Source organism: Cupriavidus gilardii (genome assembly GCF_008801915.1).
GTDB lineage: Bacteria > Pseudomonadota > Gammaproteobacteria > Burkholderiales > Burkholderiaceae > Cupriavidus > Cupriavidus gilardii.
Genome location: NZ_VZOV01000018.1, coordinates 85,631 through 100,087 on the forward strand (window position 1 = coordinate 85,631; position 14,457 = coordinate 100,087).

The 14,457-nt window shown below is 68.9% G+C and carries 11 protein-coding genes; 8 read left to right on the plus strand and 3 right to left on the minus strand.

Features of this window, described 5'->3' with window-relative positions; genetic code table 11:
- Together F7Q96_RS19570 and F7Q96_RS19575 are read right to left on the minus strand one after the other, a co-directional pair.
- Entirely contained in the window at positions 1 to 3,153 is a 3,153-nt protein-coding gene (locus tag F7Q96_RS19570) for an efflux RND transporter permease subunit (RefSeq protein ID WP_023263838.1), read from the minus strand.
- A 57-nt stretch (positions 3,154 to 3,210) separates the two neighbouring features.
- Positions 3,211 to 4,446 (minus strand): efflux RND transporter periplasmic adaptor subunit, encoded by a 1,236-nt coding sequence (locus tag F7Q96_RS19575; RefSeq protein WP_053822893.1) that lies wholly within the window; start codon positions 4,444 to 4,446, stop codon positions 3,211 to 3,213.
- A 590-nt stretch (positions 4,447 to 5,036) separates the two neighbouring features.
- On the opposite strand from F7Q96_RS19575, the gene F7Q96_RS19580 reads away from it, so the two are divergent.
- A complete protein-coding gene (locus tag F7Q96_RS19580; protein ID WP_053822892.1) occupies positions 5,037 to 5,756 on the plus strand; it encodes a TetR family transcriptional regulator in 720 nt (239 codons plus the stop codon).
- A gap of 64 nt (positions 5,757 to 5,820) precedes the next feature.
- On the opposite strand, the gene F7Q96_RS19585 is transcribed toward F7Q96_RS19580, so the two are convergent.
- The gene (locus F7Q96_RS19585) at positions 5,821 to 6,990 is read right to left on the minus strand and encodes an ABC transporter substrate-binding protein (RefSeq protein WP_082371584.1); all 1,170 of its coding nucleotides are present in this window, start codon (positions 6,988 to 6,990) and stop codon (positions 5,821 to 5,823) included.
- Positions 6,991 to 7,231: 241 nt separating this feature from the next.
- Here F7Q96_RS19585 and F7Q96_RS19590 point away from each other — a divergent pair, with 241 nt between their 5' ends.
- From F7Q96_RS19590 to F7Q96_RS19620, 7 genes are all read left to right on the plus strand, one after another.
- Positions 7,232 to 7,906, plus strand: coding sequence for a response regulator (locus F7Q96_RS19590; protein ID WP_053822891.1), 675 nt, complete (start codon positions 7,232 to 7,234; stop codon positions 7,904 to 7,906).
- A complete protein-coding gene (locus F7Q96_RS19595) occupies positions 7,903 to 9,381 on the plus strand; it encodes a sensor histidine kinase (protein WP_053822890.1) in 1,479 nt (492 codons plus the stop codon). The genes F7Q96_RS19590 and F7Q96_RS19595 overlap by 4 nt, the downstream gene beginning before the upstream one ends.
- Positions 9,382 to 9,627: 246 nt before the next feature.
- Positions 9,628 to 10,593 (plus strand): tripartite tricarboxylate transporter substrate binding protein, encoded by a 966-nt coding sequence (locus F7Q96_RS19600; protein ID WP_053822889.1) that lies wholly within the window; start codon positions 9,628 to 9,630, stop codon positions 10,591 to 10,593.
- Positions 10,594 to 10,753: 160 nt separating this feature from the next.
- A complete protein-coding gene (locus F7Q96_RS19605; protein WP_053822888.1) occupies positions 10,754 to 11,227 on the plus strand; it encodes a tripartite tricarboxylate transporter TctB family protein in 474 nt (157 codons plus the stop codon).
- Between the two features lie 31 nt (positions 11,228 to 11,258).
- Positions 11,259 to 12,770, plus strand: coding sequence for a tripartite tricarboxylate transporter permease (locus F7Q96_RS19610; RefSeq protein WP_151023138.1), 1,512 nt, complete (start codon positions 11,259 to 11,261; stop codon positions 12,768 to 12,770).
- 158 nt (positions 12,771 to 12,928) lie between these two features.
- Positions 12,929 to 13,987 (plus strand): AbrB family transcriptional regulator, encoded by a 1,059-nt coding sequence (locus tag F7Q96_RS19615; RefSeq protein ID WP_151023141.1) that lies wholly within the window; start codon positions 12,929 to 12,931, stop codon positions 13,985 to 13,987.
- Positions 13,988 to 14,027: 40 nt separating this feature from the next.
- The gene (locus tag F7Q96_RS19620; protein ID WP_006579522.1) at positions 14,028 to 14,444 is read left to right on the plus strand and encodes a PaaI family thioesterase; all 417 of its coding nucleotides are present in this window, start codon (positions 14,028 to 14,030) and stop codon (positions 14,442 to 14,444) included.
- Positions 14,445 to 14,457 lie beyond the last annotated feature (13 nt).

Sequence of the window (14,457 nt, forward strand, 5' to 3'; positions counted from 1 at the left end):
TCAGATTTCCTCCTTCGGGTCCAGCCACTTCTGGTCCAGCATGCGCTGACGCTCGCTGCCCTTGAAGCGTTTGCGGATCACCACGAAGAACACGGGCACCAGGAAGATCGCCAGCACGGTGGCGGTGATCATGCCCCCCATCACGCCGGTACCGATCGCGCGCTGGCTGCCCGAACCGGCGCCGGTCGAGATCGCCAGCGGCAGCACGCCGAGGATGAACGCGAACGACGTCATCAGGATCGGCCGGAAGCGCAGGTGCACCGCCTCCAGCGTCGCGTCGATCAGGCTGCGCCCCTGCGCCTGCAGGTCCTTGGCGAATTCCACGATCAGGATCGCATTCTTCGCCGACAGGCCGATGGTGGCGATCAGGCCCACCTTGAAGTAGACGTCGTTGGGCATGCCGCGCAGCGTCACGCCGAGCAGCGCGCCGAGCACGCCCAGCGGCACCACCAGCAGCACCGCGGCCGGGATCGACCAGCTTTCGTACAGCGCGGCCAGGCACAGGAACACGATGATCAGCGACAGCGTGTACAGCATCGGTTCCTGCGCGCCGGCCAGCCGCTCTTCGAACGACTGACCCGACCACTCGAAGCCGAAGCCCGGCGGCAGCTTGGCGAACATCTCTTCCATCGCGGCCATCGCCTCGCCGGTACTGCGGCCCGGCGCGGCCTGGCCGGCCAGCTTGACCGCCGGCAGACCGTTGTAGCGCTCCAGACGCGGCGAGCCCATGATCCACTTCGACGTCGCGAACGCCGCGAAGGCCACCATGTCGCCGTTGCTGTTGCGCACGCGCAGCTTGGTCAGGTCGTCCGGCAGGCGGCGGTCCGCGCCCTCGGCCTGGGCGATCACGCGGCGCACGCGGCCCTCGTAGATGAAGTCATTGACGTACGAGGAGCCGAACGCGATCGACAGCGTCGAGTTGATGTCGGCGATCGACACGCCCAGCGCGCGCGCCTTCTCGCGGTCGATGTCGATCTGCAGCTGCGGCGCGTCTTCCTGGCCTTCCGGACGCACGCCGGCCAGCACCGGATTCTGCGCGGCCATGCCGAGCATCATGTTGCGCGCTTCCATCAGCTTGGCGTGACCCTGGCCCGAGCGGTCCTGCAGGCGGAAGTCGAAGCCGGACGAGTTGCCCAGTTCCGGAATCGCCGGCGGGTTCAGCGGGAAGATGATCGCGTCCTTGATGAACGACAGCGCGCCGAAGGCACGGCCCACCAGGGCCTGCGCGGTTTCGTCCGAGCCGGTGCGCTCCTTCCAGTCCTTCAGCCGCACGAACGCGATACCGCCGTTCTGGCCGCGGCCGAAGAACGAGAAGCCCGCCACCGTGATCATCTGGTCGACGATCTTGCTTTCCTTCTGCAGGTAGTAGTCCTCGATCTGCTTGAGCACGCCGAGGGTGCGCTCCTGCGTCGCGCCATTGGGCAGCTGCACCACGGTGATCGTGTAGCCCTGGTCCTCGTCAGGCAGGAACGACGACGGCAGGCGCTGGAACAGCAGCACGACGGCGGCGACGATCAGGCCGTACAGGATCAGGTAGCGGCCGGTACGGCCCAGGATCTTCGCCACCATGCTCTGGTAGCCGGTGGCCGCCCGCGCGAAGGTGCGGTTGAACCAGCCGAAGAAGCCCTTCTTCTCGTGGTGATGGCCCGCCTCGACCGGCTTGAGCAGCGTGGCGCACAGTGCCGGGGTCAGCGTCAGCGCCATCAGCGCCGAGAAGGCCATCGACGCGATCAGCGACAGCGAGAACTGGCGATAGATGTTGCCAACCGAACCGGCGAAGAACGCCATCGGGATGAACACCGCGGTCAGCACCAGCGTGATGCCGACGATCGCGCCGGTGATCTGGCCCATCGCCTTGCGGGTCGCCTCGCGCGGGGACAGCCCTTCCTCGCTCATGATCCGCTCGACGTTCTCGACCACCACGATCGCATCGTCCACCAGGATACCGATGGCCAGCACCATGCCGAACATCGTCAGCACGTTGATCGAGAAGCCGAACGCCAGCAGCATGCCAAACGTACCGAGCAGCGCGACCGGCACCACCAGCGTCGGGATGATCGTGGCGCGGAAGTTCTGCAGGAACAGGTACATCACCAGGAACACCAGCACGATCGCTTCGAGCAGCGTCTTGACCACTTCCTCGATCGAGATCTTGACGAAGGCCGAGGTGTCGTACGGCACGGTGTACTCGTAGTCCGCCGGGAAGAACTTCGACAGCTCCTCCATCTTCGCGCGCACCGCGGTGGCCGTCGCCAGCGCGTTGGCGGTCGGCGCCAGCTTGATCGCGATCGCGGCCGACTGCTTGCCGTTGGTACGGGCGACGGTCGAATAGTCGGCGCCGCCCAGTTCCACGCGGCCGACGTCGCGGATGCGCACCTGCGAGCCGTCCGGATTCACGCGCAACAGGATGTTGGCGAATTCCTCGGGCGTCGACAGCCGGCTCTGCGTGGTCACCGTGGCGTTCAGCTCGGTACCGCGCGGCGACGGCGTGCCGCCCAGTTCGCCGACGGCGACCTGGATGTTCTGCTCGGAGATCGCCGCGGTGACGTCCAGCGGGGTCAGGTTGTAGCCGGTCAGCTTGGCCGGATCGAGCCACACGCGCATCGCGTACTCGGTGCCGAACAGGTCGGCCTGGCCGACGCCGGGCACGCGGCGGATCGAGTCCAGCACGCTGGCCGACACGTAGTTGCCCAGCTCGATCGCGCTGGCGCTACCGGACTTGGACGTCACGGTCAGGAACATCATGTAGTTGTTCCCGGCCTTCTCGACACGCACGCCCTGCTGGCGCACTTCCGCCGGCAGGCGCGCCTCGACGCGCTTCAGGCGGTTCTGCACCTCGACCGAGTTCAGGTCGACGTTGGTACCCGGCTGGAAGGCGATGGTGATCGTCGCCAGGCCAGTCGACTCGCTGGTCGACTGGTAGTACATCAGCCCGGGCGCGCCATTGAGCTCCTGCTCGATCACCGAGGTGACCGAGTCTTCGAGCGTCTTGGCGGAGGCGCCGGGGTAGGTCGCCGTGACCGAAATGGTCGGCGGCGCGATGTTGGGATATTGGGCGATCGGCAGCTGCGTGATCGACAATATCCCGCCCAGCACGATGATCAGCGCGATCACCCACGCGAACACCGGCCGGTCGATGAAAAACTTGGCCATGAGGCTGGCTCCCTTTGTATTCCGCTATCTGCTTGCGCTTACCGCTAGGCGCGGTGCTCAGCCCTGCTTGGCCGCAGCCGCCGAAGCGGCCGCCGGTGCCGAGGCGCCGCCCTGGCCACCAGCCGCGGCCGCGCCGCTCGCGCCACCGGCCGGGGCCTGTGCCTGGAACGGCACTGCCTTGGCCGGCGCACCCGGCTTGACCTTCTGCAGGCCCTCGACGATCACCTTCTCGCCGCCCTTCAGGCCTTCGGTGACGACCCAGCGATCGCCGATCGCCGGTCCGACCTTGACCGGCACCGCGGCGACGTTGCCGTCCGCGCCGACCACCAGCACCGAGGCGCCCTGGCCGCTGCGGATCAGGCCGCGTTGCGGCACGGTCAGCGCGTTCTCGTCGACACCCTGCTCGACCCGCACGCGCACATAGGTGCCCGACAGCAGATCACGGCGGGGATTCGGGAACTGCGCACGCAGCGTGATCGCGCCGGTGCTCGGGTCGACCGTCATGTCGGAGAACAGCAGCTTGCCGGTCTCGCTGTATTCCGTGCCGTCCTCGAGGAACAGGCGCACCTTGGCACCGCCGTCGACGCCCTTGATGGCGCCCGACTCGATGGCACGGCGCAGCCGCATCACCTCGGTGGCGGGCTGGGTGAACGTCACCCAGATCGGATCGACCTGCTCGACCAGCGCCAGCTGGGTCGCCTGGCCGTTGCCGACCAGCGCGCCCTCGGTCACCAGCGCACGGCCGGCACGGCCCGAAATCGGCGCCGTGACCGTGGTATAGCCCAGGTTGATCTGGGCCGTGGTGACGGCCGCCTTGGCCGAGGCGATCTCGGCGGCGGCCTGGCCGGCAGCCGCGACAGCCTCGTCATATTCCTGCTTGCTGACCGCGTTGACGGCGACCAGCGGCTTGTAGCGCTCGGCCTTCTGCCGCGCGGCGACCGCATTGGCCTCGGCCCGGGCCAGACTGGCCTTGGCCGACGCCAATTGGGCCTGATACGGCGCCGGGTCGATCTTGAACATCACCTGGCCGGCCTTGACCTCGCCGCCCTCACGATAGTTGCGCGACAGCACGATACCTTCGACGCGCGCCCGCACTTCGGCGGTGCGCACGCCCTCGAGACGGCCCGGCAGCTCGTTGACGACCGGCACCGCCGTCGGCGTCACCGTCACCACGCCCACCTCGGGCGGCGGCATCGCGCCGCCCTGCGGGGCGTCGTTGCCGCAGGCGGACAGCGTGAGTACCGTCAGCGCAGCGGTAACGGCAAGCAAACTCGAACGTTGGGACTTCCTCATCGATAACCCCGTGATGGCAATTTGAGATCGGCCGGATACGCCAAACGCCGGCCCAGAGCTAAGGGGCCGGCGTGGACGTCCTGTGCGGCAGAACTCCACGACGGACCGTCGTGGAGAAAAAGAACAATACTAGCCACAAACCGCAATGGTGCCGTATGGATTGCGACAGATGGTCGCGTATGCGTCACTACATGCAGCCCGCAGGACCCGAATGGTCAGGATCTCTTGGTAGAAAGATGCGCAGGGCTGGTCCAAATTGTGGCTAGCGCGTAGTATATATACATTCAAGCATGTATGTAAGAGAAATATTGCACCGCAAGGATGCCCCGTCTCTTTGCCGGCCGCCGGCCGCTTTGCCGGTCGGTTTCACGCCTTTTGCAATTGGGCACCGACCGCATATGCGAGGGCAACCGGGATCGGTTAGCATGCCGCCCGTCGCACCGCAGCAAAACAGAGGCAGGAAGTCCAGTGGTATCGCAGTTTCGTGACGGATTCGTTTCTTTCCTGGCTGGCCGGCGACCGCAGGTACCCGCCGCGATCCTCGGCGAAGCCGTCCCATTCGTCCCCACCGCCCACTGAAGACACCGCTTATGGCCAGACGTACCAAGGAAGAAGCCCTCGAGACGCGACATCGCATCCTCGACGCGGCCGAGGCCGTATTCCATGCGCGCGGCGTGGCGCGGCCCTCGCTGGCCGATATCGCCGAGGCCGCCGGGGTGACCCGGGGGGCGATCTACTGGCATTTCAAGAACAAGAGCGATCTGTTTGCCGCCATGTGCGACCGCGTGCATCTGCCGGTCGAGGCGCTGTGCGAACCGGAGCGGATCGCCAGCCAGGAGGACCCGCTCGGCGGCATCCGCGACATCGTCGCGCTGGTGTTCCGCGAGACGGTGGTCAATCCGCAATGGCGGCGCGTGTTCGAGATCGTATTCCACAAGTGCGAGATGGTGGACGACAACGGCGCCATCCTCGAGCGCCAGCGGCAGTCGCACGAGCAGGGCTTGCTGAAGATGCGCGAGCACCTGCGTCTGGCGGTCGATCGCGGCCAGCTGTCGGCGGACCTCGATCTGGACCTGGCGGTCAACGCCTTCCACGCCGCCATCGGCGGCGTGCTGGCCCACTGGCTGTTCGCGCCGGGCGACTTCGACCTGAATGCCGACGCGGAACGGCTCGCCGACGTCTTCGTCGACACGCTGCGCTTCGCACCGTCGCTGCGCAAGGGCTATGTGCCGCGGCCGATGGCCAGGCTGGACGAGGAAATGGCGGCCCTGCGGCTCAAGGTCCAACAGCAGCAGTGCGCGGGCGGCTGATGCGCTGCGCGGCCACCCGCCGCAACGCGCTCGTGCCGTCCCGTCGCTTCCCCTTGTCCGGACTTCACCCCTTCATCGCCTCGCGCCAGCGCGCGAGGAAGGCCTGCTTGCGCAGCGTGTCCTGCGCCGCCAGCAAGCCCGGACCGACGCTGATCGGCTTGAAGGCGTAGCCCAGCCGCTCGGCCAGCGCCGCCGCGGTATGGCCGCTCCTGGTGTCGGTGCGGATCGTATAGAGCCGCGACGCCGAACGCGCCAGCAGTGCCTGTCCCTCGCGGGACAGCAGGAAATCGAGCCATAGCCGCGCGGCCCAAGGATGCGGCGCGCGGCGCGCGATGAAGGCGACGCGCGACATCACCAGCGTGTAGTCGCTCGGCGCCACCACGCCGATCGCCGCGCCGCGCTCCATCAGCGACAGCGCATACGAGCCCAGCAGGTTGTAGGCCAGCACCAGTTCGCCGCTGGCGACCGACTCGACCATGTCGGCGGTCGACGCCGACAGCCGCACGCCGGCCCGCCCGAGCGCCTGCGCCAGATACCAGAACTCGCCGCCCATGCGCGCATCCTGCTGCGCGAGCAGATAGCCGACGCCGGAGCGCTCGATATCGTAGGTGACCACGCGCCCGCGCCAGCGCGCTGCGTTGTCCTGCAGCAGCCTGGCCAGCGCGCTGCGGCTGCGCGGCACCGGCATGCCGTCGAAATGGCGGCGGTTGTAGACGATCACCGCCGGCTCGAAGGTGGTGCCCCAGGCCTCCTCGCGCCAGCTTGCCCAGCCCGGCAGCCCCGCGCGCTCGGGCGACGCGTAGTGCAGCGCGTGGCCGTCGTTGACCAGCTTGATCTGCAGGTCCATCGCGGTGCTCCACAGCACGTCGGCGTGATCGGCGCGGACCGGCTGCGCGGACTCGGCGAGAAAACGCTGGTTCAGCTCGATGGTGTTCAGGTCCCGATAGCCGACCTTGACGCCGGCAAAACGCGCCTCGAAGGCATCGAGCAGCGGCCGGGCGACATCCTCGTCGGTCGACGCATAGACCGTGACCATGCCTTCGCGCTGGGCACGCGCGATGATCTGCGGGTAGTCGGCCGGATAGCCGGGCGGCGGGTTCACCGGACTCGGCGCGGCGCCCGGCGCCGCGAATGCGCCTTGCCACGCCAGCGCACCGGCGCCCGCCAGCAGGCGGCGGCGCAGCGAGGAGGGCGGGTCGCCGCGCTCGGCTGATGCAGGCGGATCGGCAGGCATGGAAGGCGGCTGGACAGGCAAGCGGAAGGGGCGCGCGGGGTCGCGGCCGCGCGCGGAAGCGGCGAACCGGCGCGACGGTGGAGCGGTATTATAGGCGCCCGGATCGGGCCGCGAGTCCACGCCCGCATGGCGACATCGGACGCGAACGCAAGCGCGTTCGCCCCCCGCCGCGGACGATTCCCGCATTCGCGTTCCTTCTGGATGTTCCTGTTTCGCGTTCCAACTCCGGCAGGAGGCCGGCATGCGCATTCTGCTGGTCGAAGATGAAACCGAACTCGCGCACTGGGTCGCGCGTGCGCTGGAGCAGGGCGGCTTCGTGGTCGAACACGTGGCCGACGGCCTGCTCGCCGACGCGCGCCTGCAGGCCGAGGAATACGACGCCGTGGTGCTGGACCTGCGCCTGCCCGGCAAGGACGGCCTGTCGGTGCTCAAGGCGATGCGCGGCCGCGACGACCGCACGCCGGTGCTGATCCTGACCGCGCAGGACACGCTCGACGAACGCGTGCGCGGCCTGAACCTCGGTGCCGACGATTACCTGCCCAAGCCCTTCGCGCTGGCCGAACTGGAAGCGCGCATCCTGGCGCTGATCCGCCGCAGCCGCGGCCGCGCCCATCCGCGGTTGCAATGCGGCGCGCTGGTGTTCGACGGCGAGACGCGCAGCTTCACGCTCGGCGGCGCGCCGCTGGCGCTGACGCCGCGCGAATCGACGCTGCTCGGCGCGCTGCTGGCGCGCAGCGGCCAGCCGCTGACCAAGGCGCAACTGCTCGACAAGGTGTTCTCGCTGGATGCCGACGTCAATCCCGATGCCATCGAGGTGCTGATCTACCGGCTGCGCAAGAAGCTGTCCGGCCACGGCGTGACCATCGTCACGCTGCGCGGCTTCGGCTATCTGCTCGAAGCGGAGGCCGCCGCTTGAGCACGCCGGGCGGTCCCCGCGGCGGTCCGCCGCGGCGCTGGCTGCGCGGCAGCCTGCGCCGGCAGTTGCTGGTGCTGCTGCTGCCGGCGCTGGCGGCGATGATGGCGCTCGACAGCTGGCTGACCTACGGCACGCTGCGCGATGCCGCCAATACCGCCTACGACCGCTCGCTGTACGGCTCGGTGCGCGCGATCGACAACGCGATCGGCATGGCAGGCGAAACCGTGCAGCTGACGCTGCCCGACGCCGCCATGGAGATGTTCGAGACCGCGGCGCAGACGCGCGTGTTCTATCGCGTCGCGCTCGAACGCGAGGGCGACATCGAGACCGTGACCGGCTACGACGACCTGCCGCTGCCGCGCGGCACGCTGTCCAACAACGTGCCGCGCTATTACGACGCGGTCTATCGCGACGCCCCGGTGCGCATCGCCGCGATGGCACGGCCGGTCTACCGGCCCGATGCCCATATGCGCGTGATCATCCAGGTGGCCGAATCGGCCGAGCCGCGCGCGGCGCTGGTCGGCGCGGTGTGGCGCAACACGCTGGCGCGCGATGCGCTGCTGATCGTGGCCAGCGCGCTGATCCTGGTCGGCGGCGTGACCTTCGTGCTGCGCCCGCTCAAGCGCGTGCGCGACGATGTCGAGGCGCGCCCGCCCGACGACCTGACGCCGCTCGCGGTCGATCCGGTGCCGGCCGAGGTCCGGCCGCTGGTCGATGCGGTCAACCGGCACGTGTCGCGCTCGGCGGCGATGGCGCAGGCCCAGGCGCAGTTCATTGCCGACGCCGCGCATCAGCTGCGTACGCCGCTGGCGATCCTGAAGACGCAGGCGGAGTTCGCGCGCCGGCAGCTCGACGGCAGCGGCGATCCGGGCGCCGCGCGCGAGGCGGTCGACGGCATCGTTTCGCAGCTGGAGCAGGCCTCGCGCCTGGCCAACCAGCTGCTGGCGCTGGCGCGGGTACGCCAGCACGAGGCGCAGGCCGGCGACGCTGGCCGGCAAGCGCCGGCACCCGATCCCGTGATCGACGCCGCCGCGGTGGCCGGCCAGGTCGCGCTCGACTATCTGCCGCTGGCGCGCGCCAAGCAGCAGGACTTCGGCTGGGAGGACGGCGGCGGCCGGCCGCTGCCGGTGCGCGCCGACGCGGCGCTGCTGCGCGAGGCGCTGGCCAACCTGGTCCACAACGCGATCCAGTACTCGCCGCGCGGCAGCCGTATCACGCTGTCGGCCGCGCGCGAGCAGGGCAGCGCCTGCCTGGCGGTCGAGGACGACGGGCCCGGCATCCCGGCCGAGGAGCGCGAGCAGGTGTTCGCCCGGTTCTATCGCCGCGTCGGCCACGACGAGCCCGGTTCGGGCCTGGGCCTGGCGATCTCGCGCGAGATGGCGGCGCGCTTCGGCGGCAGCGTGACGCTGCACGAGGCCCGCCAGGGGCAGGGGCTGCGGGCCGAGTTGCGGCTGCCGCTGGCCGCCGGCGCGTGAATCGGCCATACCGCGGGCCGCCCCTTTCGATCGCAGCCGATCGCCGCCGATTGCGCCGATCGCAGCCGACTACCACCGACCACCGCTGCCAGCCCCTTCCAAAGTCCACCCGATCAGCGTAAACCCCAGTCAACAAGCTGAAGTTTTGACAGCTTATTGACAGTTTCCGGCTCCTAGAATCGCCGCCATGGCCGTCCGAGCGGCCACTGGAACCATAAAACCACGATATCGCAAGCAGGAGACGCCATGCGCCGCACCCTCGTTCGACTTCCCCGCCTGTTCCAATTTGCCCTGATCGGCGCCGCCGTGGCGGCCGGTCCGGCGTTCGCCGTCGACACCGCCAAGTTCATGATCGGCGCCAACCCCGGCGGCGGCTGGGACCAGGCCGGCCGCACGCTGGGCGCCGCGATGGTGTCGGCGGGCGTGGCCAAGTCCGCGTCCTACGACAATCGCGGCGGCGCGGGCGGCACCATCGGCCTGACCCAGTTCGTCAACACCGACAAGGGCAATCCCAACGCGCTGCTGGTCACCGGCGCCGTGATGGTCGGCGCGATCGAGACCAACAAGCCCCCGGTCACGCTGAAGAACGCCACGCCGATCGCGCGGCTGTTTACCGACACGATGGTGATCACGGTGCCGGCCAGCTCGCCGATCAAGTCGATCAAGGACCTGACCGCGCAGCTCAAGGCCAACCCGGGCAGCGTCAGCTGGGGCGGCGGCTCCAAGGGTTCGATCGACCATATCCTGGCCGGGCTGATCGCCAAGGACATCGGCGTCGATCCGAAGCGCATCAACTACGTGCCGTTCCAGGGCGGCGGCGAGGCCTCGGCCTCGGTGCTGGGCGGCCACGTGACCGCCGGCGTCGCCGGCGTGTCCGAATTCCTGCCCTTCATCAAGAGCGGCAAGATGCGCGCGCTGGCGGTGACCTCGAAGGACCGCGTCGCCGATATCCCGACGCTGAAGGAGCAGGGCATCAACGTCGAGATCTACAACTGGCGCGGCGTCTACGGCGCGCCCGGTATCACGCCCGAGCAGCGCAAGGCGCTGACCGACGCGGTGGTCAAGGCGACCGAATCGCCGGCGTGGAAGCAGGCGCTGGCCAAGAACGACTGGACGCCGTTCCTGCTGACCGGCGACGAGTTCGGCAAGTTCGTCGACGCGGAATCGGCCCGGCTGGGCGCGATGCTGCGCGAATTGGGCGTCGCCAAGTAAGGCCTTCCCAGCCCTCGGCCTGGCCACGCCAGGCCCTTGCCGTCATGGTCCATCGGGCCTGACAGCGGCACCGGCGCCGCGGCCTCCCGGACCGCGGCCCTTCCGTTTCCGCCCCCCGCCGGATGCGCTCCCCGCATCCGGCCTCGATCCGGAGCCCATCGTGAAACCTTCCCACACCGCCATCGGCATCGTCGTGCTGTTGCTGTCGGCCTGCTTCTTCGCCGGCATCCAGGGCATCTCGGGCGAATCCGGCTATGCCGGCCTGTCGCCGCGTTTCGTGCCGACGCTGGTCGGCGTCGGCCTCGCCATCTGCGGCGCGCTGCTGACCTGGCAGGGCGTACGCGGCGGCTTTCGCGCGATGCCCGAGGAGGATGCCGAGCTGCCCTCGCAGCCGCACAGCCCGCGCGGCCTGCTGTGGGTCGCCGCCGGCCTGCTGCTGAACATGGCGCTGATCGGCACGCTGGGCTTCGTGCTGGCCTCCACGCTGCTGATGGTCTGCGTCGCGCGCGGCTACGGCAGCCGCCGCCTGGTCCGCGACGCGCTGATCGGGCTGGCGATCACGGTGCCGATGTGGTTGCTGTTCGATTTCCTGCTCGGCATCAACCTGCCGCTGCTGCCGATCGCGGGCCTGTAAATCGCGGGCCTGCAAGGCCGGAGACACGCAAATGGATACGCTGAATCAATTGATGAACGGCTTTGCCGTCGCGATCACGCCGCTGAACCTGATGTGGGCGCTGGTCGGCTGCTTCCTGGGCACCGCCATCGGCGTGCTGCCCGGCATCGGCCCGGCGCTGACGGTGGCGATGCTGCTGCCGCTGACGGCCAAGGTCGAGCCCACCGCGGCGCTGATCATGTTCGCCGGCATCTACTACGGGGCGATGTACGGCGGCTCGACCACCTCGATCCTGATGAACACGCCGGGCGAGTCGTCGACGATGATCACCGCGATGGAAGGCAACCTGATGGCCAAGCGCGGCCGCGCCGGTCCGGCGCTGGCCACCGCGGCGATCGGCTCCTTCGTCGCCGGCACCATCGCCACCGTGCTGCTGTCGCTGTTCGCACCGGTCGCGGCCGACGTCGCGCTGCAGTTCGGTCCCGGCGAATACTTCATGATCATGCTGCTGGCCTTCACCACGGTATCGGCCGTGCTGGGCTCGTCGCTGCTGCGCGGCATGACCAGCCTGTTCCTGGGCCTGGGCATCGGCCTGGTCGGCATGGATTCGCTGTCGGGCCAGACCCGCTACACGCTCGGCATCCAGGAGCTGTACGACGGCATCGACATCGTGGTCGTCGCGGTCGGCCTGTTCGCGGTCGGCGAGGCGCTGTTCAACGCGTTCTTCCCGCAGCCGGAGGGCACCTTCAACAAGCTCGGACCGGTGATGATGACGCGCTCGGACTGGAAGCGCTCGATTCCGGCATGGCTGCGCGGCACCTTCATCGGCTTTCCGTTCGGGCTGATCCCGGCGGGTGGCGCCGAGATTCCGACCTTCCTGTCGTACGCCAGCGAGAAGAAGCTGAGCAAGCATCCGGAAGAATTCGGCAAGGGCGCGATCGAGGGCGTGGCCGGGCCGGAAGCCGCCAACAACGCCGCGGTGACCGCCACGCTGGCGCCGCTGCTGACGCTGGGCATCCCGACCTCGAACACCACGGCGATCATGCTAGCGGCGTTCCAGAACTACAACCTGCAACCCGGTCCGATGCTGTTCCAGACCTCCGGCGACCTGGTGTGGGGCCTGCTCGCCTCGCTGTATATCGGCAACGTGATGCTGCTGGTGCTGAACCTGCCCGCGATCGGGCTGTGGGTCCGCATGCTGCGCATCCCGACCCCGCTGCTCTATGGCGGCATCCTGATCTTCGCGGGGCTGGGCGCCTACGGCATCCGCCAGTCGGCCTTCGACCTGCTGCTGCTGTTCCTGATCGGCCTGCTCGGCATGGCGATGCGCCGCTTCGACTTCCCGACCGCGCCGGTGATCGTCGGCATGATCCTCGGGCCGATGGCCGAGAAGCAGCTGCGCAACGCGCTGTCGATCAGCCAGGGCGACTGGACGATGTTCCTGCGCCATCCGATCTCGGCGTCGATCCTCGCGCTGACCGTCGCCGTCGTGGTGGTCCCGCGGCTGCTGCGCTGGCTGTCGCGGCGCTCGGCGATGCGGGGCGTGGCCGACGCGGCGAACTGAAGAATTGAAGAACGACATCCGGCGCAACATCGTGCGCCACAATGCGCGACAATGCGCGTGACGCCACAAGGCCCGGAGCTCCCGGGCCTTGTCGTTTGCCTGCTCTCCTCCGACCACAAGAAAAAAGCGGCGGCGTCCTGCGCCAGCCCGCCACCGTCATGCGATCCGTACTCTCCCGTTGGCGTCCGACGCTGCTGACGCTGCTGCTTGGACTGGGCGCCGCCCTGCTGTGCGAATGGCTGCGCACACCGCTGCCCTGGATGATCGGCCCGCTGCTGGCCGTGGCCGCGGCCCGCATGATGGGCGCCGACCTGCGCGCGCCATCGCAGGCCCGCAACGCCGGCCAATGGGCCATCGGCACCTCGCTGGGGCTCTATTTCACGCCGGACGTGGTGGCCAAGCTGATCGAGTTCTCGCCCTACGTGATCGCCGGCTCGCTGTTCGCGCTGGTGCTCGGCACCGCCGGCGCGCTGCTGCTGCGCCGGACCACCGGGGTCGCGTTCAAGACCGCGTTCTTTTCCACCGCGATCGGCGGCGCCTCCGAGATGGCCAACCTGGCCGAGCGCAACGGCGCACGGATCGACCAGGTCGCGGCCGCGCATTCGCTGCGCGTGTTATTGGTGGTAGTAATCGTGCCTGCGCTTTTTCAATATGGCGGTATTCATGGCCTCGATACCTATATCCCGGGGCCGCGCACCGTCGACGGGTTCGGGCTGGCCGCGCTGATCACGATCACGGTGGCCGCCGCGCTGCTGATGCAACGGCTGAACCTGCCCAATCCCTTTGTCATCGGCACGCTGATCGCCGCCGCCGTGCTGACCGCCTCGGGCATCGAGCTGTCGGCGATCCCGACCTCGATGAGCCATGCCGGCCAGCTGCTGATCGGCGTCTCGCTCGGCGTGCGCTTCTCGCGCGAGTTCCTGCATACGGCCCCGCGCTTCCTGGCCGGCGTGGCGCTGTACACGCTGGTGGCGCTGGTGATATCGGCGCTGTTCGGCTGGGCATTGGCGGCGCTGTCGGGGGCGCATCCGGCCACCGTGATCCTGGGCACCACGCCGGGCGGCATCGCCGAGATGTGCATCACCGCCAAGGTGCTCGAGCTCGGCGTGCCGCTGGTCACGGCCTTCCACGTGATCCGGATGGCCTTCGTGGTGCTGTGTACCGGCCCCCTGTATCATTGGCTGAAACATCGCGCCGCCCCGGAGGAGACCGAGTAGCCGGGCGGCCAGGACAACCGAGGACCACCGACGGGCCGCCATGCCAGAGACGACGCTTGCCATCGCCGACATCGACGCCATCCTGGAGCGCGTGCTTGCGCCCTGGGTCCGCCAGCTGAACCTGCGCGCCGAGCGCGTCGACGCCGACAGCGTCACGCTGCGCCTGCCCTTCGATCCTTCCCTTCGCCACGCCGGCGGCGTGGTCTGCGGCCAGGTGCTGATGTCCGCGGCCGACACCGCGATGATCGTCGCGATCTCCAGCGCGCTGGGCGGCTTCCGCCCGATGACCACCGTCAGCCTGACCACCAACTTCATGCGCCCCGTGATCGAGGGCGACATGCTGGTGCAGGCCACGGTGCTGCGGCTGGGCAAGACCGTCGTGTTCGGCGAGATCGCGCTGCGCGGCCCCGACGGCAAGCTGGCGGTGCAGGCCACCACTACCTACGCGCTGCTGTGACGATGTCCGCCAC